General features: G+C 66.2%; 17 protein-coding genes and 1 pseudogene. 11 read left to right on the forward strand and 7 right to left on the reverse strand.

Going from position 1 to position 19,105, the window contains the following annotated elements; genetic code table 11:
* Positions 1–171: 171 nt before the first annotated feature.
* Together VG561_RS19795 and VG561_RS19800 are read right to left on the reverse strand one after the other, a co-directional pair.
* Complete coding sequence (locus tag VG561_RS19795; RefSeq protein WP_423179917.1) at positions 172–813, reverse strand: glutathione S-transferase family protein; 642 nt, start codon at positions 811–813, stop codon at positions 172–174.
* 86 nt (positions 814–899) lie between these two features.
* A pseudogene (locus VG561_RS19800) lies at positions 900–1,169 on the reverse strand (helix-turn-helix domain-containing protein); the annotation flags it as partial.
* A 122-nt stretch (positions 1,170–1,291) separates the two neighbouring features.
* On the opposite strand from VG561_RS19800, the gene VG561_RS19805 reads away from it, so the two are divergent.
* Positions 1,292–1,528, forward strand: coding sequence for an EamA family transporter (locus VG561_RS19805; RefSeq protein ID WP_227864594.1), 237 nt, complete (start codon positions 1,292–1,294; stop codon positions 1,526–1,528).
* Between the two features lie 453 nt (positions 1,529–1,981).
* The gene (locus VG561_RS19810; protein ID WP_014648535.1) at positions 1,982–2,434 is read left to right on the forward strand and encodes a PA2169 family four-helix-bundle protein; all 453 of its coding nucleotides are present in this window, start codon (positions 1,982–1,984) and stop codon (positions 2,432–2,434) included.
* A gap of 91 nt (positions 2,435–2,525) precedes the next feature.
* Here VG561_RS19810 and VG561_RS19815 read toward each other — a convergent pair whose 3' ends face one another.
* Positions 2,526–3,197, reverse strand: a complete 672-nt coding sequence (locus tag VG561_RS19815; RefSeq protein ID WP_032958333.1) for a response regulator transcription factor — start codon at positions 3,195–3,197, stop codon at positions 2,526–2,528.
* Between the two features lie 312 nt (positions 3,198–3,509).
* A complete protein-coding gene (locus VG561_RS19820) occupies positions 3,510–3,611 on the reverse strand; it encodes a class III lanthipeptide (protein WP_014038605.1) in 102 nt (33 codons plus the stop codon).
* Positions 3,612–4,061: 450 nt separating this feature from the next.
* On the opposite strand from VG561_RS19820, the gene lanKC reads away from it, so the two are divergent.
* Genes lanKC through VG561_RS19845 form a run of 5 tightly spaced genes read left to right on the forward strand, consistent with a single transcriptional unit; the run spans position 4,062 to position 11,759 of the window.
* A complete protein-coding gene (lanKC, locus tag VG561_RS19825) occupies positions 4,062–6,782 on the forward strand; it encodes a class III lanthionine synthetase LanKC (protein ID WP_423179918.1) in 2,721 nt (906 codons plus the stop codon).
* Positions 6,779–8,422 carry an ABC transporter transmembrane domain-containing protein gene (locus tag VG561_RS19830; protein WP_014648531.1) on the forward strand — a complete coding sequence of 548 codons (1,644 nt, stop codon included), beginning with the start codon at positions 6,779–6,781 and terminating at the stop codon, positions 8,420–8,422. Before lanKC ends, VG561_RS19830 begins: the two co-directional genes overlap by 4 nt.
* Before the next feature lie 37 nt (positions 8,423–8,459).
* Positions 8,460–9,785 carry an ABC transporter permease gene (locus tag VG561_RS19835; protein ID WP_142235132.1) on the forward strand — a complete coding sequence of 442 codons (1,326 nt, stop codon included), beginning with the start codon at positions 8,460–8,462 and terminating at the stop codon, positions 9,783–9,785.
* A gap of 10 nt (positions 9,786–9,795) precedes the next feature.
* Positions 9,796–11,010: an FtsX-like permease family protein gene (locus VG561_RS19840; protein WP_032958343.1), complete on the forward strand. Its 1,215-nt coding sequence runs from the start codon at positions 9,796–9,798 to the stop codon at positions 11,008–11,010.
* Between the two features lie 53 nt (positions 11,011–11,063).
* Positions 11,064–11,759 carry an ABC transporter ATP-binding protein gene (locus tag VG561_RS19845; RefSeq protein ID WP_142235349.1) on the forward strand — a complete coding sequence of 232 codons (696 nt, stop codon included), beginning with the start codon at positions 11,064–11,066 and terminating at the stop codon, positions 11,757–11,759.
* 79 nt (positions 11,760–11,838) lie between these two features.
* Here the strand turns inward: VG561_RS19845 and VG561_RS19850 are convergent, their stop codons facing one another.
* Complete coding sequence (locus tag VG561_RS19850; RefSeq protein ID WP_142235133.1) at positions 11,839–15,189, reverse strand: autotransporter domain-containing protein; 3,351 nt, start codon at positions 15,187–15,189, stop codon at positions 11,839–11,841.
* A gap of 174 nt (positions 15,190–15,363) precedes the next feature.
* Here VG561_RS19850 and VG561_RS19855 point away from each other — a divergent pair, with 174 nt between their 5' ends.
* From VG561_RS19855 to VG561_RS19865, 3 genes are all read left to right on the forward strand, one after another.
* Positions 15,364–15,777, forward strand: a complete 414-nt coding sequence (locus tag VG561_RS19855) for a Rossmann fold nucleotide-binding protein (RefSeq protein WP_142235134.1) — start codon at positions 15,364–15,366, stop codon at positions 15,775–15,777.
* Positions 15,778–15,868: 91 nt separating this feature from the next.
* Positions 15,869–16,069, forward strand: a complete 201-nt coding sequence (locus tag VG561_RS19860; RefSeq protein WP_032958391.1) for a hypothetical protein — start codon at positions 15,869–15,871, stop codon at positions 16,067–16,069.
* Between the two features lie 104 nt (positions 16,070–16,173).
* Positions 16,174–16,524: a VOC family protein gene (locus tag VG561_RS19865; protein ID WP_032958352.1), complete on the forward strand. Its 351-nt coding sequence runs from the start codon at positions 16,174–16,176 to the stop codon at positions 16,522–16,524.
* Between the two features lie 15 nt (positions 16,525–16,539).
* On the opposite strand, the gene VG561_RS19870 is transcribed toward VG561_RS19865, so the two are convergent.
* On the reverse strand, positions 16,540–17,169 hold the full coding sequence (locus tag VG561_RS19870) for a TetR/AcrR family transcriptional regulator (RefSeq protein ID WP_046432686.1): 630 nt from the start codon (positions 17,167–17,169) through the stop codon (positions 16,540–16,542).
* Positions 17,170–17,293: 124 nt separating this feature from the next.
* Between VG561_RS19870 and VG561_RS19875 the strand changes: the two genes are divergently transcribed.
* Positions 17,294–18,766: an MFS transporter gene (locus tag VG561_RS19875; protein ID WP_049439232.1), complete on the forward strand. Its 1,473-nt coding sequence runs from the start codon at positions 17,294–17,296 to the stop codon at positions 18,764–18,766.
* Positions 18,767–18,777: 11 nt separating this feature from the next.
* On the opposite strand, the gene VG561_RS19880 is transcribed toward VG561_RS19875, so the two are convergent.
* Positions 18,778–19,083: a KGG domain-containing protein gene (locus VG561_RS19880; protein ID WP_046432675.1), complete on the reverse strand. Its 306-nt coding sequence runs from the start codon at positions 19,081–19,083 to the stop codon at positions 18,778–18,780.
* Positions 19,084–19,105 lie beyond the last annotated feature (22 nt).

Raw genomic sequence — 19,105 nt, forward strand, 5'->3', positions numbered from 1 at the left:
CCGGAGCTGACCCCTTGGATGTTCAACGGCCTGCTGGCGTGCGGTGCGGTTGCGCTTTTTAGTGCTCCCTTTGGCTGGCGGGGTTACCTGAACTGGAGATCGCGTCGATTGAAGTAACGCATGGGGCCTGCGTGACTGCTGGCCCCTTGTTGCCTGGGAGGAGGCGCAGCGCTAGGCGTCCTGGAAAACCGCCAGCTGCGCAGCAAACGCACGCTGGTAGGCGGGCCGCTGCGTGGCCCGGGCCACATAGGTGGCGACCTGTGGGTACTGGTCGAGCAGGCCGCTGCTCTTCAGGCGCAGCAGCACCGAGACCATCATCAGGTCGCCCACGCTGAATTCGCCGTCCAGCCACGTTGTCCTGGCCAACCACGTCGATAGTTGGGCCAGCCGCGTCCGGACCCGCTCATCGAGCATTGGCAGCCGTTGCGCGTACCAGGGTTGCTCGCGCTCAAGCACCCAGGCCATGGAGCGCTCGACGATGGGGGGCTCCACCGTGTTCAGCGCAGCGAACACCCACATGATCGCGCGCATGCGGGCGTCCGGATCGCGCGGCAGCAGGCCGGGGTGCTGTTCGGCCAGGTGCAGGGCGATGGCGCCGGATTCGAACAGGGTCCGGTCGCCCTCCTGCCACGTGGGAATCTGCCCGAACGGATTCCGTGCCAGGTGCGCGGGCTGCTTCAGCTCGGCGAAGCTGAGCAGTTGTACGTCATAGGCCACGGACAGTTCCTCCAGCGCCCAGCGCACGCGCATGTCACGGGCCAGGCCCTGGCCGCGGTCGGGGGAGGCGGCGAAGGCGGTGAGGATCGGTGGCATTGGAGCGCTCCTGCAGGCCGATGGGCCTGCCTTTCCTGTTCCGACGAGCGACGGGGCGGGAAATCGACAGCCCTCGATGCGGGCCTTCACCCGGCCCGATGCTGCTCCCGATACTGATCGGGCGTGCACTGCGCGTGCCGCTTGAACATTTCGGCAAACGCGCTGACGCCTGAATAGCCCAGCTCCCCGGCGATGCGGCTGATCGGCTTGCGTGTGCACAGCGCCTCGGTGGCGCGCACGAACTTCACACGCCCACGCCGGCCGCCGAGTGACATGCCCAGTTCACTGCGCGCCATGCGCTCCAGCGTGCGCACGCTCATGTGAGGCCGCTGCGCGATCTCGGCCACGGATTCGGCCGTGCATTTGCCGCCTGCATCGTGCTGATGCAGCGCCGGAAGATTCCGCTGACGGTGCTGGAGTCACTGTTCCTGCAGGCCACGGCGGCGTCGCTGATCCTGCTGCCGGTGCAGCTGCCGGAGTGAACAACCTGACCGCGGTGGGCTGTTTCGGTTTCGCTGCGGTGTGTGCATCGATCCTTGCGCCCCTCAGCTGGATGACCGGTCTTTCGCGCTTGGGCGCGGCGCGCGTTTCGGGATTCTTCAACCTGGTGCCGATCGTGACCGCCGCACTGGCGGTGATGCTGCTGGGTGAGTCACTCAGCGGATGGGGTGCTGGGTGGCAGCCTGCTGGCGGTGTCGGGTGTGGTACTTGCTGAATATGCCGCCAGGCACGGGTGCGGAAGGCCGATGCGGCCCGATATTCCAGCAAGGTCTGCACGAAACGTGCACCTCACGTCGACGTTGTGCGATGCCGTTGCGCTTCAGTCTGGCAACCCCATTCCCCGCCCGCGCAGGAGCCCATCGATGAATACGCCTGGAAAGCCGAGACCCACCTGGAAGCAATGGCACGTGCTGCTGGTGATCCTGGCAATCGCGCTGCTGGTCACTCTGATCATCGTCACCGCACCGTGGTAACGCGTGCAACGCGCTCAGATTCCGTGAAAGCCGACGATGCTTGAAATGACGAAGTCAGCAGGTGTTTCGCATGGTGATGCGTGCATCAATTCGTGCTCACCTGGTTGGCACACGCGATTGCACACAGTGGGGTCGAAGGCAATGCAGATGCACTGCCATTCTCCACTGACTTTCGAGCACACAGGAGCGACGCCATGAGCACCCAGTCCACCATCGAACATCGCCTCAACGACCTGATCGAAATCGCCCGCGATGGCAAGTCGTTCTATGAAGAAGCGGCCACCAAGGTCAAGGATGCCGAGCTGTCGGCACTGTTCACCCGCATCGCCGGCGTCAAGGGCCGCATCGTGGCAGCGTTGAGCGGCTCAGTGGCCGCCAGCGGTGGCAAGCCGGCCGAACATGGCACCGTGGTCGGTTCGATGCAGCAGTTCTACGGCAAGGTTCGAGCCGCTTTCGGTGACACCAACTATGGCTACGTGGCTGAACTTGAAGAATCCGAGGACCGCCTGCTGGGCGCGTTCAAGGATGTGCTGCAGGACAACGAGCTGCCGCCGGCCGTGCGCCAGGAAGTGACCCAGCTGCTGCCGGAAGTGCAGGAATGCCATAACGTCATGCGTGCGCGAAAGCACGCAATGAAGGCCGCCTGACCTCATCGGTCGGCCCAAGCAGCGGGACTGGCAGCCGGGGCGGTTTACCGCCCCGGCTGTTGCATTTGCGGCCCGCGCCGATGGCCTTTGATCAGGCCGCGTCGTCGTTCAGCATGTAGCCCAGTCCACGCTTGGACTCGATGCTGACACTGGCCGAGCGCAGGGCACGGCGCAGGCGTGATACGTGCGGATCCAACACGGTGGTACCGCCGTCGGCGCCGGCCAGGTGCACGGCAGCACTCAGCACTTCATGGCGGACGATCCGGCCCTGGCGGGCGCAAAGCGCTTCCAGCAGCAGCAGCTGGCTGCGCGGCAGGCTCAGGGGCGCACCGCCTACCAATGCCATGCGGTTGGAAAAATCGAACGTGAAATTGCCGATTCTCAGAATGTGGCCGGCATCAGCGTCAAGGCGCCGGGTAATCGCGCGCAGCCGCGCGGCCAGTTCGTCGAACTCGAACGGCGTGGGCAGGTAGTCATCGGCACCGGCATCCAGGCAAGCGATGCAGTCGGCAGCGTGGTTGTGGCGCCCCAACAGCAGAATGGGCAGCCAGGTACGCAAGCCGCGCACGATCTGCACCAGCTTCAGTGAATCGCCTTCGGGCAGCCAGCGGTCGAGAATGAGGGCGCGGTACTCCACGGCCTGTACCGCGGCCTTGGCCAGTGACCAGGTTGCCACGAGGTCCACCAGCATGTTGCGGCTCTGCAGTACGTTGCGAAGCGCCTGTGCAAGTTCGGCGTCGTCCATGGCCACGAGGATGCGCATGCTGCGTCTTTTCCTGATTGCTGGATCCGGCGGGCGTGCAGGCGCACTGCGTAGCGTCCGTCATGGTGGTGAGGTCGCAGCGGGGCCGAGCAATGGTCACGGCTGCAGCACGTGCTGCAGCTGGCTGATCATCCCCCCCCGGGATGCCTGTCCTGGCATTGGCAGATGCAGGACGCGCAGCGCGGGCAGCGGACGGCTGCCTGCCAAGCGATCTCTACGTCGTATGGAGACCTGCCACGTGGCGGTGCATCACGCTGTGGCAGATGTCGAGGTGGTGGGCGCGCACCACCACCTCAGGCAAGCCGGAGAGGCTTAGCCGTTGCAGCAGTTGCTGTCGGAGCTGCTGCAGCTGTTGCCCAGGTTTTCCTGCTGGTTTTCGATCATCAGGCGCTGCAGATTCAGGACGCGATTCATATCAACTCTCCTTAGTCGTACATGGGATCGGGAGGCATGCGTGCCTCCCACGCGTTACGCAATGAAATGATTCACTGCGCGATTGCACCACGCAATCTCAAAGCCCTGTTGCAGTTGCTGAAGAACCCCGGTCTATACGTGGCGGATGGAAAATGGCATTGCCGATTGGAATGAGTCAAGTCAATTGTGGAATGAGAATCGCCTGCGCAATGTAGCGGCAAGGTACGGTGGCAATCATCGATCTGCAGGGACATTCTGGGCGGCTGCATTGCAGCGATAGCCGGCGGATTTCACGCCGTGCTTACGAATGAAGCAGGCAGGGAATCCGCATTCCGCATTTTGCGATGCCTGCAGGCTGGAGCGCCCGCAATGCATCCATCGCGCATGTGCGAGGCGTTCGCGGATGTGTGCACCGGGCAAATGAGCCGTGGAACCGACCAGGGAGAGACGATGTCAGCGCGTCAACGATCACTGCGTGAAGCACGCCACATGGACAAGGCCGCCTATGTGGGGGGCGACGAGCGGTTCTACGAATTGAGCTACAACCAGTACCGGCCCAGCGAAGATTTCCGCAGTATCGTTGAAGCGGAGATCGAGGCGGCCGGCATGGCGTGGACGATCCATCGCATCGGTGTCTGGTCGCACCTGGCGACGCATGGCGACCCGGTCGCCGGCAACCTGCCGCCGCAAGGCTGGAAGATCCACGTTTCAGCCACGCAGGAGAACTGCCAGCGGTTGCTGCGCACCGTCACCCGGATGGCCCTGGCCGAGCGCGTGAAGTTCAAGTTCGCCAATGACATGAACACGATGCGCATGATGAGCTCCAAGCGTTGGCCACGCGGTGGCTCGGGCAAGTTCATCACGCTCTATCCGCTGGACCTTGCGGTCTTCACGCGCTTCATCGAGCAGCTGCATGGGGCGCTGAAGGACGAAGATGGCTCGTACATCCTGTCCGATCGACGCTACAAGGACTGCCGCTGCCTGTATTACCGCTATGGCGGCATGCGCCAGGTGTACCGGCTTGATTTCATCGGCCAGAAGGTGCCGATGCTGGTCGCGCCCGACGGCAGCCATGTTCCCGACCTGCGCAATCCCTATTTCGAGGTGCCTGCCTGGGAAACCGACCCGTTCCCCAGCGAGGATGACCCCGGCGAGATGACGTTGAAGGAGGGCCGCTATCAGGTGCAGGCCGCGCTTGGGTTCTCCAACACGGGCGGGGTCTACCTGGCATTGGATCAGGTCACCGGGGAGGAAGTGGTCATCAAGGAGGCGCGGCCCCATGTGGAAATGCACGGGGAAGGGCTCGACGCCACCAGCCGCCTGGCACGCGAACGACGCAATCTGGAACTGCTGGGCCCGGTGGGCGCCTCGCCGCGCTGCCTGGATGCATTCACCGATTGGGAAAACAGCTATCTGGTGGAAGAGCGCCTGGATGCATTCGATCTTCGCGAGCTGATGCTCAAGCATTCGCCGCTGATGAAGGCCCGTCCCAGCGCACGCGATGGTAGTGACTACTACGGGATGTGCGTGACCATCTTCACCGGTCTGCTTCGCGCGGTCGACCGCGCACACAAGGTGGGAGTGGTGATCGGTGACATCTCGCCGTCCAACATCATGGTCGACCGCAGCGACATGCGTGTGCGCCTGATCGATCTGGAGGCCGCGTTCCTGGACGGCAGCGATGAGTGGGACGACATCCACACGCCCGGATTCCGCCGGATCATGAAGGGTCGCAAGCGCGCCAGCTGTTTCAGGGATGACCGCTATGCGACCGCGGTGGTGATGTTCTACTGCCTGTTCCCGCTGATGGCCATGGCCTACATCCGTACCGACCTGTTCCAGAAGGTGCTGCCGGTGATGATGGAGGACATCGGCTGGCAGCACACGCCAGTGGCCGCGGTCATCCAGGCGCTGGTGGACGACCGTATCGGCCTGGAAGAGGCCGCACAGCTGCTGCAGCAGCCGGCGACCCTGCAGGGGCCGTTCTCGTCGCCGCAGCGCCCGTTACCGGCGCCGCGCCAGTGTATCCGGCGGCTGCTCGCGTTCATGGATGCACACAGCCGGCTGCAGCCGGAGCGGACGCTGTTCCCACTTGATCCGTTCGCGCACTCCACCAACACGATGAGCCTTGGTCTGGGGGCGACCGGTGTGATCCACGCCTTCCATGGGGTGGGTCATCAGCCGTCGCCGGCGGTGATGGAGCGCTATGCGCAGGAGCTGCAGGCCCTGGATCGCACATCGCTACCGCCGGGGTTCCTCACCGGCCTTGCCGGCATCGCCTGGTCGGCGCTGCTGCGTGGCGAGGTGGAACTCGCCCGCAGCCTGCTCGACAGCGCTGACGGCAGTGACCTGTTGCATGCGCATCACTCGCTGTATCACGGCATGGCGGGTATCGGAATGGCGCACCTGGCCATGCATCACGCGACCGGCCTGCCCGGGCATCTCGACAGGGCGCTGTCGCTGGCGCGGCGGCTTGCAGACACCGTCCACCACGGAGAGCGGGGTGCCTACTGGCAGGACGAAGGTGGCGTCCGCATCGGCATGGGTTACGGCCAGGCCGGCGTGGCGCTGTTCCTGCTGAGGCTGTCGCAGCTCAGTGGTGATCCGGCATGGCGCGTGCTTGGCGAGCAGGCACTGCGACACGATCTCTCCTACGGCTTCGAGCTGGAGACCGGGGTGACCACCTTCCCCAGCTCACCGGAAGAGGTCAACACCTATGAACCCTATCTGGAGCAGGGGACTGCGGGCATCGCCAAGGTCGTGATCCGTTACGGCCTGTGGCAGGACGTGAATCGGCTGGTGGATGACTTCCATCGCAAGTATTCCGGCTTCTGCGGCCTGTTGTATGGCCTGTCGGGCATGCTGGATGTGTTTGTCGACGCCCATCTCTACTCCGGTGACCCGAGGTACCTGCAGATGGCGGAGCGACCGTACCAGGGCATCGTCGATCTGTATCTGTTCGAGGAGGAGGAGGGAATGGCGGCGGTGCCGGGCGAGAATCTGTTCCGCATTTCCTTCGACCACGGTACCGGCATCGCCGGAGTGATCCGCGCCCTGCATCGGTACGACACGCTGGCGCCGGACGAGTTCTTCCTGGATGCACTCGATGTGCATGGCGCGGTGGTACGGGAAGTGGACGGAGCCGGGGTGGGGCAGGCGGCGGTTGCATGAATGCGCGCCCGCACCCGGCCGGACAGCCACTTCAGCGCGAGCAGACCGCGCAGCGGCACAGTGTGCGCGCCATCCTCGCCAGCTTCGCGATCCTGCTCGGCCCCCTCCGCGGGCGCTACCTTGCGGTGGCCGCCACCACCGCGATGTTCGGCGGACTGGGCGGGCTGCTGCATCCGCTGCTGATCCGCGCGATCTTCGACGAGGCCGCCAGCCGGCAGGATTTCAATCGCTTCCTGCTGCTTACCGGTGCATATCTGCTGCTGTGCCTGGTGACCAACCTGGGCAACTACAGCTGCGCGCTGTGGCAGCAGCGCGTGGATAACCGCATCGTGGAGCGGATCGGGACCTCGTTGCTGACCGCCTACTATGGCCGCAGTTATGACGAGGTGGTGCAGAAGGGGGCTGGCTACTATGTGGCGCGGATCCGCTCGGACGTGAAGGATGGCGTGGTGCCGATGCTGTCGGTCGCACGCACCACCCTGACCCAGGCGGTGACATTCGTCGCCTTGATCGCAGCCCTGCTGATCATCTCCTGGCGTGCGTTCCTGGTGCTGATGGCCATCATTCCCATCGCCACCACGGTCAGCGTGCTGGTCGGCCGACGCATCCGCGAGCTGACCGTGGTGGAGCGTGACCGCGAGGCCGAACTGGTTTCTTTGCTGACCCGGGCCGTGTCTGCCTTCAAGATGGTCTGTACGTTCGGCCTGGGCCCCAGGACGGTGCAGGCCCATGACCGCAGCCTGCGCGAGGTGCTGGATTCGACCTACCAGCGCTTCAGGGTGGTGAGGACCCTGCAGGGTGCGAGCGACCTGACGATGGTGATCTCGGATGTCTGCTCGATCTTCGTCGGCGCACTGTTCGTGTTCCGCCAACAGATGACACTGGGTTCGTTCATCGCCTTCATGAACGCCTTCTGGCGCTCAGCCACGACGCTCATCGGCATCTTCAAGAACATTGCCGAGATGCACAGCCACGGTGTGGTGGTGGTGCGGGTGGCGGAGTTCATGACCGCGCCGGCAGCCGCGGCGTCGGCCACGCACATCGAGGGTGGTCTGCTGGCGACGTCGATCGGCTACGGGTACGGCGCCACTCCCGTGTTTTCGGATTTCACCCTGGCCCTTTCACCCGGTGAACGTGCACTGGTGATTGGCGACAATGGCAGCGGCAAGACGACCCTGGCCAACGTCCTGGCCGGGTACTTCCAGCCCGTCGCCGGCCAGCTGCTGCGACCGGCGCGTATCCGCGCCATCACGCTTCCTCTGCAGTTCCCTCCGCTGAAGGTGCGCGACCTCGGCGCCGATCCGGTGCTGCTGGCGCGACTGGGGATGGACGGCGACGGGATCGCCGACAGCCTGCCGGAAACCCTGTCGGCAGGGCAGCAGCAGAAGATCGCCCTGGCGATGGTGCTGGGCGAGGATGCCGACCTCTACATTCTTGATGAGCCGGTCGCCAACCTCGATACGGCCAGCCGCGAGATTGCGATGGACGCGATCTTCGCACGCAGCCATGGCCGCATGCTGGTGATGATCATGCACGGCGCCGAGGCCTACCGCGCCCGATTCGATCACGTACACGAACTTGGCAGGTCCATGTGGCAACCGGCACGGGTCACGCCCGTGCACGTCCGGGGAGAGGCATGACATGAAGTCGATACAGGGTGCAGAAAAGGGTGCGGGCATGCGCAGACTGGTCTACTGCGCGCAGGTGGCGCTGCACAATACACTGCGGAGCAAGGCCATCACCGCCCTGATGGTGCTGGCCATCGCGGTGGGAATTGGAGCCAGCATGACCACCTTGACCGTGGTCTACCTGCTGTCCGGCGATCCCTTGCCCGGGCGCAGCGGTGACCTCTACTACCCCCAGCTGGATGCCAATCCGAACTCGAAGGGCCGCGAACCGTACGACGTGCTGGACTATCGCTCGGCCTTCGACCTGTGGTCGTCCGGGCGCGCGGACCAGCAGACACTGGTGGTTGCCAATCCGGTCAAGCTGCGGCCCGATCAGGGCAGCGCGCCACCGGTCATCCGCTCATCGATCTCCACCACCACCGACTTCGCGACGATGTTCGCGGTGCCGCTGGCGCATGGACGCTGGTGGTCGCGCGAGGAGGATGACGCGCGCGCACGTGTGGTGGTGATCTCGTCGGAGCTCAACGAGCAGATGTTCGGTGGGGGCGACAGTGTGGGGCAGACACTGCGGGTCAAGGACACCGCGATGCGCATCGTGGGCGTGCTCGCGCCCTGGCGACCCTCGCCGCTGTTCTACAAGGTGCGGGGCGGCCGCTTCAGCGGCGGCAACACGTCGGGCTTCTTCGCCTCGGCCGATGATCTGTTCATGCCGCTGACCTCCAGCCTGGAGATCAATGACGGCGACTTCGTGCCGTTCACCTGCTGGTCCACGCCGGAGGAGCGCGGCCGGCTGCAGACCGCGCCGTGTGTCTGGGTACACCTGTGGGTCAAGCTGGACAGCGCCGCCAGGGTGGCCGCCTATCAGCGGTTCCTGCAGAACTATGCCGCTGAGCAGAAGGCCCTGGGCCGGATCAGCCACGCCGACAACACGCGGCTGCGCTCATTGATGCAGTGGCTCGACTTCAACCAGGTGGTACCCAGCGACGTGAAGCTGCAGGCCATCCTGGCCTTCGCCTTCCTCGGGATCTGCATTGCCAATGTGGTCGGTCTGCTGCTGGCGAAGTTCCTGCGCTACAGCGGCGAGATCGGCTTGCGTCGCGCACTGGGCGCAAGCCGCGCGGCGATCTTCCTGCAGTGCGTGGTCGAGGCCGCGCTGGTGGGGGCACTGGGTGGCACGCTGGGCCTGTTGCTGACCTGGCTCGGCCTGAGCGCGGTGCGCAGCCAGCCGGTGGCCTATGCGGACCTGGCGCGGCTTGATACCACCATGCTGCTGTTCACCCTGGCGCTGTCGGTGCTGGCCAGCCTGCTGGCGAGCCTGATTCCCGCGATCCGTGCCAGTGCGGTCCAGCCCATCGCCCAACTGAAGCTTCTGTAGAGGAACCACCATGCAGATCGGCATCGTACTTTCGGCCCTGCGCCGGCACCGCCTGGCGACCTTCCTCATCGCGATGGAGATCGCATTGGCCTGCGCCGTGCTGTGCAACGCGATCTTCCTGATGATCGAGCGGAACGCTGCAATGCAGCTGGTCAGTGGCCTGGACGAGTCACGGCTGGGGGTGATCCAGCTCGACGGCATCGATGCCGAGCGCGCCAACGATGTCAACGCGCGGGTCGTTGGTGCATTGCGGGGGCTGAGCGGCGTGACGGCGGCCGGGCTGGTCAGTGCCATGCCGTTCGGCAGCCCGGGCATACGCGCCGGCGTCAACCTGGACGAGGACCAGCAGGTGCCCGGCGGTGTTCTGGATTTCTACCTGGCCGATGCCGTGGCCCTGGACGCGCTGCAGTTGCACCTGGTGGGGGGGCGCATGCCCGGTGCGGACGAGTTCGCACCGACCGATGAACTGGTGCCGGCCAATCCCCCGGCGCTGGTCACCCAGGAGCTGGCCCAACGCTACTGGCCCGGCGAAAACGCCGTGGGCAAGAGCCTGTGGGCGATGGACACCCGGCTGCGGGTGATCGGCGTGGTCGAGCACATGGCCGTATCCCGCCCCGGCCGCGGTGAAGCCAAGGGCTCGGACTGGTCGGTGATCGTGCCCGCATCGCAGGGGCCGCGCCTGACCGGCCGCTATCTGGTGCGCGCCGAGGCCGGCGACATGAACCGCGTAATGCGCGATGCGCAGCAGGCAATCCGCCGTGTCGCGCCGGACGTGGTGTTCGATGTCGAGGGCAGCCGGCGGATCTCCGAACTGCGCGAGCGGCATTTCGAAGGTGACCGGGTCATGATGGGGCTGCTGGGCGGTGTCATCATCGCACTGCTGGCTGCCACTGCCCTGGGCATAGTCGGACTGGCCAGTTACTGGGTGGAGCAACGTCGCAAGCAGATCGGCATCCGCCGCGCGCTGGGGGCCACGCGCACCGATGTGATGCGCTATTTCCAGATCGAGAACCTGCTGATTGTCTCCATCGGCATCGCGGCCGGGGCTCTGCTGGCCTACGCGATGAACCTGACCCTGATGCGCTTCTACGAACTGCCGCGCCTGCCACTGCTGTACCTGCCGGTGAGTGCGGTGATCCTGCTGCTGCTGGGCCAGGCGGCGGTACTGCTGCCGGCGCTGCGTGCCGCGGCCATCGCGCCGGTGTCGGCCATCCGTTCGTTGTGAGTCCCGCAGCGGCCTTGGCCGGTCGCTGCTTCCATCTGCAAGCGAGAATTCCCATGCTCAGGATGCAAGGCGTCAGCAAAGTGTTCCAGGTGGGTGAAGTCATGACCCATGCATTGCGCTCCATCGACCTGTCGGTGCATGAGGGCGATTTCCTCTCGATTACCGGCCCTTCCGGCTCCGGCAAGTCCACACTGCTGAACATCCTCGGTCTGCTCGAGGGCTTTTCCGGCGGCCACTACGCGATCGGTGGCGTGGATGTTGGCGGCATGCGCGACGCGGCGCTCAGCGCGCTGCGCAACGAGAAGATCGGCTTCGTGTTCCAGGCGTTCAACCTGATTCCGGATCTGACCATCCAGGCCAATGTGGAGGTGCCCCTGCGCTACCGTGGCATGGCGGCAGCCGAATGCAGGCAGCGTGTGGTCTCGGCACTGGCCCAGGTCGGACTGGGCAGCCGCATGTCGCACTATCCCGGCGAACTGTCGGGCGGGCAGCAGCAGCGCGTGGCGATCGCCCGCGCCATCGCGGGTACGCCGGCCCTGCTGCTGGCTGACGAGCCGACCGGAAACCTGGACTCGCAGATGTCGCAAGGGGTCATGGAGATTCTGCGTGAGCTCAACCAGGGCGGCATGACCATCATCATGGTGACGCATGACAAGGAGCTGGCGGCGTGCGCGGGTCGCAGCGTCCACATCGTGGATGGGCAGATCGTCGAGGTCACAGCGCAGGCCATGCAGGCGCTGTGCGCCTGAGCTGAAAGAGCGTCACCCGCAAGCAGAAGGGGCGGCCGATCGGCCGCCCCTCCTGTTTTCATCGCATTGCAGGCACAGATCAGAAACGCACGGACCAGCGTGCATTCGCACCATGGTCACGGCTCTCGCTGCCGAACTGGCCGCTGTAGCCCAGCTCCAGCTGCTGGCGCGAGGTGAGCCACGCCGACAGGCCCAGTTCGGCCACCACCGCGTTGTCGGCGATCGGCGCGCCGTTGACCGCGAACGTGGAGCTGCCATTGGCAAACGCAAGGTTGGCGACCTGGCTGCGATCCCCCGAGGCACGACGATAGCCGACGCCCCCGCGCAGGTGCAGCCAGCTGTCCTGCTGGAACGAAGCCTTCAGCCCCTTGTCGAAGCGCACGCCGGCGGTGGCGATCGTGGTTCCGGTGTCGTCCACCTTGCCCTGCAGCGCCGCTGCTCCACCGCGTTCGCTGATGCGCTTGAGGTCCACTTCCACGCGCGCCACCTGCAGGTACGGCTCCAGCCCGGCTTCGGGGCCACCGAAGCGATAACCAGCTTCGATGAAGGCCTGGCGGGTGCGGGCGTCGTAACGCGCGCTCAGGCTGTCACTGAAACCTGCGAAGGCGACTTCACGCGTGCTCTTCACCTCGTGCTTGCTCCACGCCACACCACCGCGCAGGCCGAAGCCGCCCCAGGTGTGGCTGGCATAGGCACCGAAGTGCGTGTTGTCGATCTTCGACTTGGCGCGGCGGTCCTGCTGCTTGACGTCGGTACGGCCGGTACCGGCCAGCACGCCGACCTGCCAGCCGGAGAACTCGCGGTCGATGCCGACCAGCAGGCCGTTGCTGTTGGCCTCGGTGCGGGCGGTGTTGAAGTCACCGTCCAGCCTGCTGTTGCCACCGATGGCCTGCACCCATGCACCCGTCGCATCACCCACGTCGCTGCCGGGCGCGGTGGCGCCGGCACGGCGTGACAACGCGGCATCGCGCACGTAGCGGCTGCCCTCGACCAGGGCGATGGCCGTGGCCGGATGCAGCTCGCCGCTGAGGCCATCGAGCACGCCACCGACCTGCTGCGGGAACAGCTGGGTCAGCGGCTTGGGCAGGCCCTGGGCGATCGCCAGCAGGTCGGCGGCGGCCGCCACCGCACGCTGGTTGGGCGTGTTGGCAGCCGTGGCCAGCGAAGCGCCACGGGCAACGTCGATGCGCGTGCCATTGGCACCGTAGGCCAGGCTGAACTGCAGGAAAGGCGAGAACGCACTGAAGTCGGTCTTGGCGAACTGGCCGCTGATGCCACCGTCGGCACGCAGGACGTTGAACTGTTCGCCGAGGTAATACACGCCCGGTTCCGGCAGGGCGACCAGGGTGCCGCCGAGGGTCGCGGTGCCGGTCACGTGCAGCTGGTCACTGCGACTACCCGGTGCCAGCTCCGCCGCATACACGCCGGTGGCGCCCTGCACGTAGTTGCCGTTGATGGTCAGCGTGCCGATCGAGTTGCCCGGCGCGATGATGCCGTCCACGCGGGTGTTGCCGAGCGTGCCGACGCCCTTCAGCAGGCCATTGGCGCCGACCGTGGTGGTGCCACCGGCCTGCGTGCCGTTGAAGGACACCACGCCGCCGTTGACCACCAGGTTGCTGTTATCCAGCACGCCGCTGGTGCTGACCGTGCTGACGCCACCGGTGGTGGTCAGGGCGGTGGAGACCAGCCTGCCGTTGAGCAGCAGCCGGCCACCCTGGACCTCGACCGCCGAGGTGAGCGTGTTGGCGCCGTTCAACTCCAGCATGCCGTCCTGCACCACGGCGCCGTTGAAGCTGTTGTTGCCGCTCAGGCGCAGCCAACCGATACCGGATTTGGTCAGCTTGCCGGGGCCGCCGATGTCGTTGGTCCAGTTGTCCCACGCATCGCCTTCCCAGACCTTCAGGCCGCCGGCCCTCTGGTTCATCACCACGTTGGTGTCCACGCGCAGCGAGCCATAGCCCTCGATGGCCTTGCGCAGGTCGACCATGCCCCAGCCGTAGATTGCATCGATGCCTGGCGCGCCGAGATCGCGTGCGGTGGTCAACAGCACGTCGCGGACCTGGGCGTTGTCCAGGTACGGGAAGCGCTCCATCAGCAGGCCGAGGGCGCCGGTGATATGGGGGGCGGCCATCGACGTGCCGGTCTTGGTGCCGTAGACGTAGTTGGTGTTCTCGCTGTCGATGATCAGCCGCACGTAGGCGGAGGTGTTCTCGATGCGGCCCTGGATATCACCGGAGACGATGGTGCTGACGATATCGGTACCGGGGGCCGAGATGCACCAGTTGGCGGCAACCCCGCAGATGCTGGAACTGCCATCGATCACGTAGTCGGTTTCACCTGCGGCGGCGTCGGGCCGGCGGACATTGGCGACCGCCAGCCAGTACGGTTCCAGTTCGGGCTTCCAGCGCGGCATCGAGGCGGTGATGCCGGCAACCGCACCGCTGCCGTTGCCAGCCGACCACACCTGGATGAGAGTGGAGCCCGGGGCATTGCCGTTGTTGGCGTAGATGCTGCCGTACACGCCGTAGTCGGCACCAATGCTGGCGTACTGCTGGTCCAGCGCGGCGGCGGTCATGTTGCGCGTGGAAATGCCCCAGCTGTGATTGATGGCGCGTACACCCTGCGCCTGGATCTGCGCATACATGTCCAGCGTGGCGGCATCATCCGGATCGGTGCGGTACACCGCGCGCGGACGATAGAACCTGTCCGGGTCCAGGCGCCACTCGTAGTAGGTGTCACCGAACACGCGGGCGGCAGTGAGATCCGCACCAAAGGCCACGCCATGCATGCCGGTGCCATTGCGGTTGGCGCCGATGGTGCCAAGCACATGCGTGCCGTGATCGGCGTAGCTGAAGCCGTAGGGCTGGCCGGCGGCGATCAGGCGTGCCGCCAGTGAGGCCGGAACGCCGGCGCCCAGTCCGTAGTAGTTGTAGCCGGGCTGTTCGCCGCGGGTCTGCCCGCAGGCGCCGGCCCCTGCGACCACGCCCGGCGTCGCACAGTCGGCACCGATGGTGATGCTGGAGGTATTGCGTCCTGCAAACTCCGGATGCGCCAGTGCGGAGCCCGAGTCGAACAGCGCCAGGCGTACGCCCTTGCCAGTCAGGCCGCGCGCATAGGCGTAGTCCGCGCCCATCGCGCCCAGGCCCCAATCGGCGTTGAATTCATCGCTGCGCCAGCTGGCCGGATCGCCGGGGTTGCCAAGAACGGCGGTGCTGCTGGCGGCGGCTGCAGTGGCCGTGGTTGCAGGTGCGGTGCTGGCAGCGGGCTGCGCCCACGCGGCCTGCAGCTGGCGCTGCTGCTGCCAGGCCTCGAGTGATTCGCTGGCCATGGCTGGCAGTGCGGTGGCCAGCAGCAGCGAGCTGGCGACGGCAAGCGCCAGCGGGCGATGCGACAGGGAGCGGGACGAACGGCCGTACAGCGGGTGATTCATCGGACAACTTCCTTGGTTGACGGACAACAAGGCCGTTAACGCCAAGGCATGGCGATATCCCCCAGTAATGTGAAGGGAATTTTATGAACGTGTTAATGTTTTGTGATCGGTGCATGGTGCGGCTCCAGCGGGCAGGGCACCGTGACCCTTCCTTCCGAGGCTTCGGAACCGCCCATGCGTACCGCATTCCGTAAACCACCGTTGGCGATATTGGGCGGTGCCGATCCTGGCAGCGACGCGTTCGAGCGCGCAGCTGGTGGCCAGGTGCCCAGCGTCATCCCGGAAGGCAGCATGCCGCCGGCCGACTGGCCGGCCACGGTGGTGGTGCCCTGTGGCATGGGGGATGCGCGCAACCTGATCATGGCCCTTGCCGGTGATGCCTGCATCGTCAGCGGTGGGCGCGCCTGCACGATCTCGGAGGTTTGGCTGCACAAGCGGCCGCTGCTGCCGTTTGCAGGGGCAGGTAGCGGGTCCGACGCGCTGCCGGACACCCCGCCGGACGAGCGCGGCAATTCGCCGATCCTGCCGTGGCGCAACAGTGATGAGCTGGCCGGGCAACTGCGTGTCCTGGGAATGCTGCAACACTGAGTCCAGCCGCATCCGCCTTCACCCAACGTCCCGGGTGCAGCGCTAAGGTTGCCCGGCCTGGGCTCACCAGGCTTATCAAGGAGTGATGTCGATGCGTACTTTCAGGAAAGTGATCGCCGGTGCTGTGTTCGCGTTGGCCTGCAGCGGCTCGGTGGCCGTGGCCGGACCGGTCCAGCCCTGCGATTTTCCCTGCTGGAAGGCCTACCAGGCGTGTGTAGCCGGTGGGGGTGATGCCATGGAATGCCAGTACGAATACGATCGATGCGTCATGGAGCGCTGCGGCGCGGTGTAAGCCCAGCCATGATCGGCTGATGACGGGCCCCGTCCATGACGGGGCTCTTCTGTTTGTGCGCAGGGTCGGGCACTCTCGGCGCATTCTTCCTGGTGGAGTGGAACATGGCCGTCATGCGTGTCGTCGCCAACATCGCCACGTCTGATCCCGCCCGCGCCGCTGCATTCTATGGCGAGCTGCTCGGCATGCCGGTGGTGATGGACCATGGCTGGATCGTCACCCATGGCGGGCAGGGCAGTGCGCTGGCGCAGGTCAGCTTCGCCAGCGAAGGGGGTTCCGGCGCACCGGTGCCGGACCTGTCTATCGAAGTGGACAACCTGCAGGAGGTGCTGGAACGCATGCACGCGGCTGGCATCGCGCTGGACTATGGGCCGGCCGACGAGCCCTGGGGCGTGCGGCGCTTCTTCGTCCGCGACCCGTTCGGCCGGCTGTTGAACATCCTCGCCCACGCCTGAGCGACGGCGGGCGCTTCAGCGACGGGTGCCGCCACGCTTCGGCGCCGGCGACACGCCGACCATGCGCAGGCAATCGGCCACCACCGCCGCAATGAAGGTGTCGGCGTCCTGCGTGGGCGCAGCGATCAGGTCATCGGTGGCGCCATGTACGCCGGCATAGATCAGCGAGGCCGTGATCTGCGGTGCCGGCAGCTGCCACAGGCCTGCACGGGTGCCCGCCTCGAGGATGTCGAGCAGCTGCTGCTGGATGGCGTTGCGCTCGGCATTGCCGCGCTGGTGGTGGTGATGGTTGGCGTAGACGACGTCGTGCAGTGCGTGCGTGCGCACATAGGTCTCGATGTTGGCGCGGATCCAGGCGCACAGTCGCGCCACGCCATCGTGGGCAGGCTGCTGCTGAACGGCATGGTCGACCTCGGCCATGAACTGCAGCGTGTAGCGCTGCGCCAGCGCCTGCAGGATCTCGGTGCGCGAGGCGAAGTAGGTATAGAACGTGCCCTTGGCCACGTCGGCGGCGGCCACGATGTCACTGATGGTGGTCGCTTCCACGCCCTGTGACAGGAACAGCGCCTGCGCGGCGTCCATCAGCTCTTCCTGGCGGGTTTCAGCGGGTTTGGTGCGGGGCCTGGCGACTGCGGGAATCTGCATGGGGCGGGGTCCGGGTGCGACGGTCGCCATTCTAGCTTCCTCCGGCAATGACTGACCGCCGGTCATTGACTGACGGTCAGTCAGCAAACTACGATGCGCGCACGCTCCCTCCCGGCATCCGCACATGCAACGCTTCCGACGGCCGGCCCTGGTGCTGGCGGCCTACCTGGGCACCTTCCTCGCCTCGCTGGACATCAGCATCGTCAACGTCGCGCTGCCGACGCTGCAGCAGGCACTGCACACCGACATGGCCGGGCTGCAGTGGGTGATCAACGCCTATGCCATCGCCCTGTCCGCAGTGATGCTGTCGGCGGGGCCGCTGGGTGACCGCTATGGCCACCGCCGCATGTGGCTGCTCAGCGTGGCGACCTTCACCGTGGGCTCGCTGCTGTGTGCCTGCGCAGGCAGTCTTTCCGCACTGGTGGCGGGGCGGGCGGTGCAGGGGGTGGCCGGCGCCCTGCTGATCCCGAGTGCGATGCCGATCCTCAGCCATGCATTCCCTGATCCGCGCCAGCGTGCACGCGCGATCGGGGGCTGGTCGGCGTTCAGCGCGCTGGCGCTGGTGCTGGGGCCGCTGCTGGGAGGCGAACTGGTGCAGCGCGCAGGTTGGCCCAGCATCTTCCTGATCAACCTGCCGCTGGGCCTGCTTGCACTCGCGCTGGGGGCCTGGGGCATTCCAGAGCGACGGCATCCGCAGCACGCCGCGCTGGACCCGGCCGGGCAGCTGCTCAGCATCGTCGCGCTGGGTGCACTCAGTTACGGCCTGATCGCGATCGGCGAGCACGGCCTGCTGGCACCTTCGACCCTGCTGGCGCTCGGCATCGCAGCATCCGGCCTGGCGCTGTTTGCGTGGGTCGAGCGCCGCGTGGCGCGGCCGCTGCTGCCGCTGGACCTGTTGGCGAAGCCGGGTTTCGGCATGCTCAACCTGGCCTCGTTCGTGCTTGGATTCACCGCTTATGCGAGCCTGTTCTTCCTGTCGCTGTTCTTCCAGCAAGCGCAGGGACATGGGGCTGCGCAGGCCGGTGCGCAGCTGGTACCGCAATTCGTGCTGATGGCGGTGGTGTCGCTGCTGTTCGGCCGTCTGGCGGCGTGGTTCGGGCTGCATGCCGCACTGGTGACGGGCTATGCAATGACAGGCATGGCGCTGTGTGCGATTGCCACGTTCGAGCCGACTACAGCGCACGGCCAGGCCAGCGCACTGCTGATGCTGCTCGGCACTGGCATGGGGCTGGCGGTACCTGCGACCGGCATGGCGGTGATGTCATGCGTACCGGCCGAGCGTGCCGGCATTGCGTCGGCCACGATGAACGCGCTGCGCCAGGCGGGCATGAGCCTTGGCATCGCGCTGCTGGGAAGCCTGATGGGCCTGCGCGCGGTATGCCAGTTCACTGCCACCGCGCAGGCGGCAGGGCAGCCCGCAGTGGCCGCACAGGCGCGCACGCTGATCCTGCAGCCGTCTTCACTGCTGCCGGGGACGCAGATACTGGCCTGGTACCGCGGCGCGATGGCCAGCGGTTTCGGCTGGGCGATGGCTGTCGCGGGCGTGCTGGCCCTGTTGGCGGCGCTCGCCCTGTACCGCCAGTGCAGGCGCGCCTGAGCACGCTGCGGTCAGCCTTGCTGGCGTTGCGGCCCTTCCTTCGTCGGCGCGGGTTCGGCCGCGTGCTGCCGCTGTTGCCGTGCATTGGCGTGGCGCGCGTGCCCGCCTTCGCGGCCGATCGCTGCCATGTGCTGGCGATTGCGGCTGATCGCCTCGCCGCCCTTGCGGCCTGCCACGCGTGCCTCGGCCGGGCTGAACTCATGTGCATTGCCGGACGCATGCGCGGCGCGTCCACCCTTTGCGGCAATCGCGCGCTGCTTGTCCCGGTCCATCGAAGCGAAGCCGCGATGGGAGGTGCCGTGATGCTGGTCAGCCATGTGAAGGCTCCCGGTGCATGGA

Source organism: Stenotrophomonas sp. CASM110, from assembly GCF_049384345.1.
Taxonomy (GTDB): Bacteria; Pseudomonadota; Gammaproteobacteria; order Xanthomonadales; family Xanthomonadaceae; genus Stenotrophomonas; species Stenotrophomonas muris.

Excerpts from the sequence above, each read along its gene's own strand:
- VG561_RS19795 (WP_423179917.1), bottom strand. The coding sequence starts at position 813 with ATGCCACCGATCCTCACCGCCTTCGCCGCCTCCCCCGACCGCGGCCAG.
- VG561_RS19810 (WP_014648535.1), top strand. The coding sequence starts at position 1,982 with ATGAGCACCCAGTCCACCATCGAACATCGCCTCAACGACCTGATCGAA.
- VG561_RS19815 (WP_032958333.1), bottom strand. The coding sequence starts at position 3,197 with ATGCGCATCCTCGTGGCCATGGACGACGCCGAACTTGCACAGGCGCTT.
- VG561_RS19820 (WP_014038605.1), bottom strand. The coding sequence starts at position 3,611 with ATGAATCGCGTCCTGAATCTGCAGCGCCTGATGATCGAAAACCAGCAG.
- lanKC (WP_423179918.1), top strand. The coding sequence starts at position 4,062 with ATGTCAGCGCGTCAACGATCACTGCGTGAAGCACGCCACATGGACAAG.
- VG561_RS19830 (WP_014648531.1), top strand. The coding sequence starts at position 6,779 with ATGAATGCGCGCCCGCACCCGGCCGGACAGCCACTTCAGCGCGAGCAG.
- VG561_RS19835 (WP_142235132.1), top strand. The coding sequence starts at position 8,460 with ATGCGCAGACTGGTCTACTGCGCGCAGGTGGCGCTGCACAATACACTG.
- VG561_RS19840 (WP_032958343.1), top strand. The coding sequence starts at position 9,796 with ATGCAGATCGGCATCGTACTTTCGGCCCTGCGCCGGCACCGCCTGGCG.
- VG561_RS19845 (WP_142235349.1), top strand. The coding sequence starts at position 11,064 with ATGCTCAGGATGCAAGGCGTCAGCAAAGTGTTCCAGGTGGGTGAAGTC.
- VG561_RS19850 (WP_142235133.1), bottom strand. The coding sequence starts at position 15,189 with ATGAATCACCCGCTGTACGGCCGTTCGTCCCGCTCCCTGTCGCATCGC.
- VG561_RS19855 (WP_142235134.1), top strand. The coding sequence starts at position 15,364 with ATGCGTACCGCATTCCGTAAACCACCGTTGGCGATATTGGGCGGTGCC.
- VG561_RS19860 (WP_032958391.1), top strand. The coding sequence starts at position 15,869 with ATGCGTACTTTCAGGAAAGTGATCGCCGGTGCTGTGTTCGCGTTGGCC.
- VG561_RS19865 (WP_032958352.1), top strand. The coding sequence starts at position 16,174 with ATGGCCGTCATGCGTGTCGTCGCCAACATCGCCACGTCTGATCCCGCC.
- VG561_RS19870 (WP_046432686.1), bottom strand. The coding sequence starts at position 17,169 with ATGCAGATTCCCGCAGTCGCCAGGCCCCGCACCAAACCCGCTGAAACC.
- VG561_RS19875 (WP_049439232.1), top strand. The coding sequence starts at position 17,294 with ATGCAACGCTTCCGACGGCCGGCCCTGGTGCTGGCGGCCTACCTGGGC.
- VG561_RS19880 (WP_046432675.1), bottom strand. The coding sequence starts at position 19,083 with ATGGCTGACCAGCATCACGGCACCTCCCATCGCGGCTTCGCTTCGATG.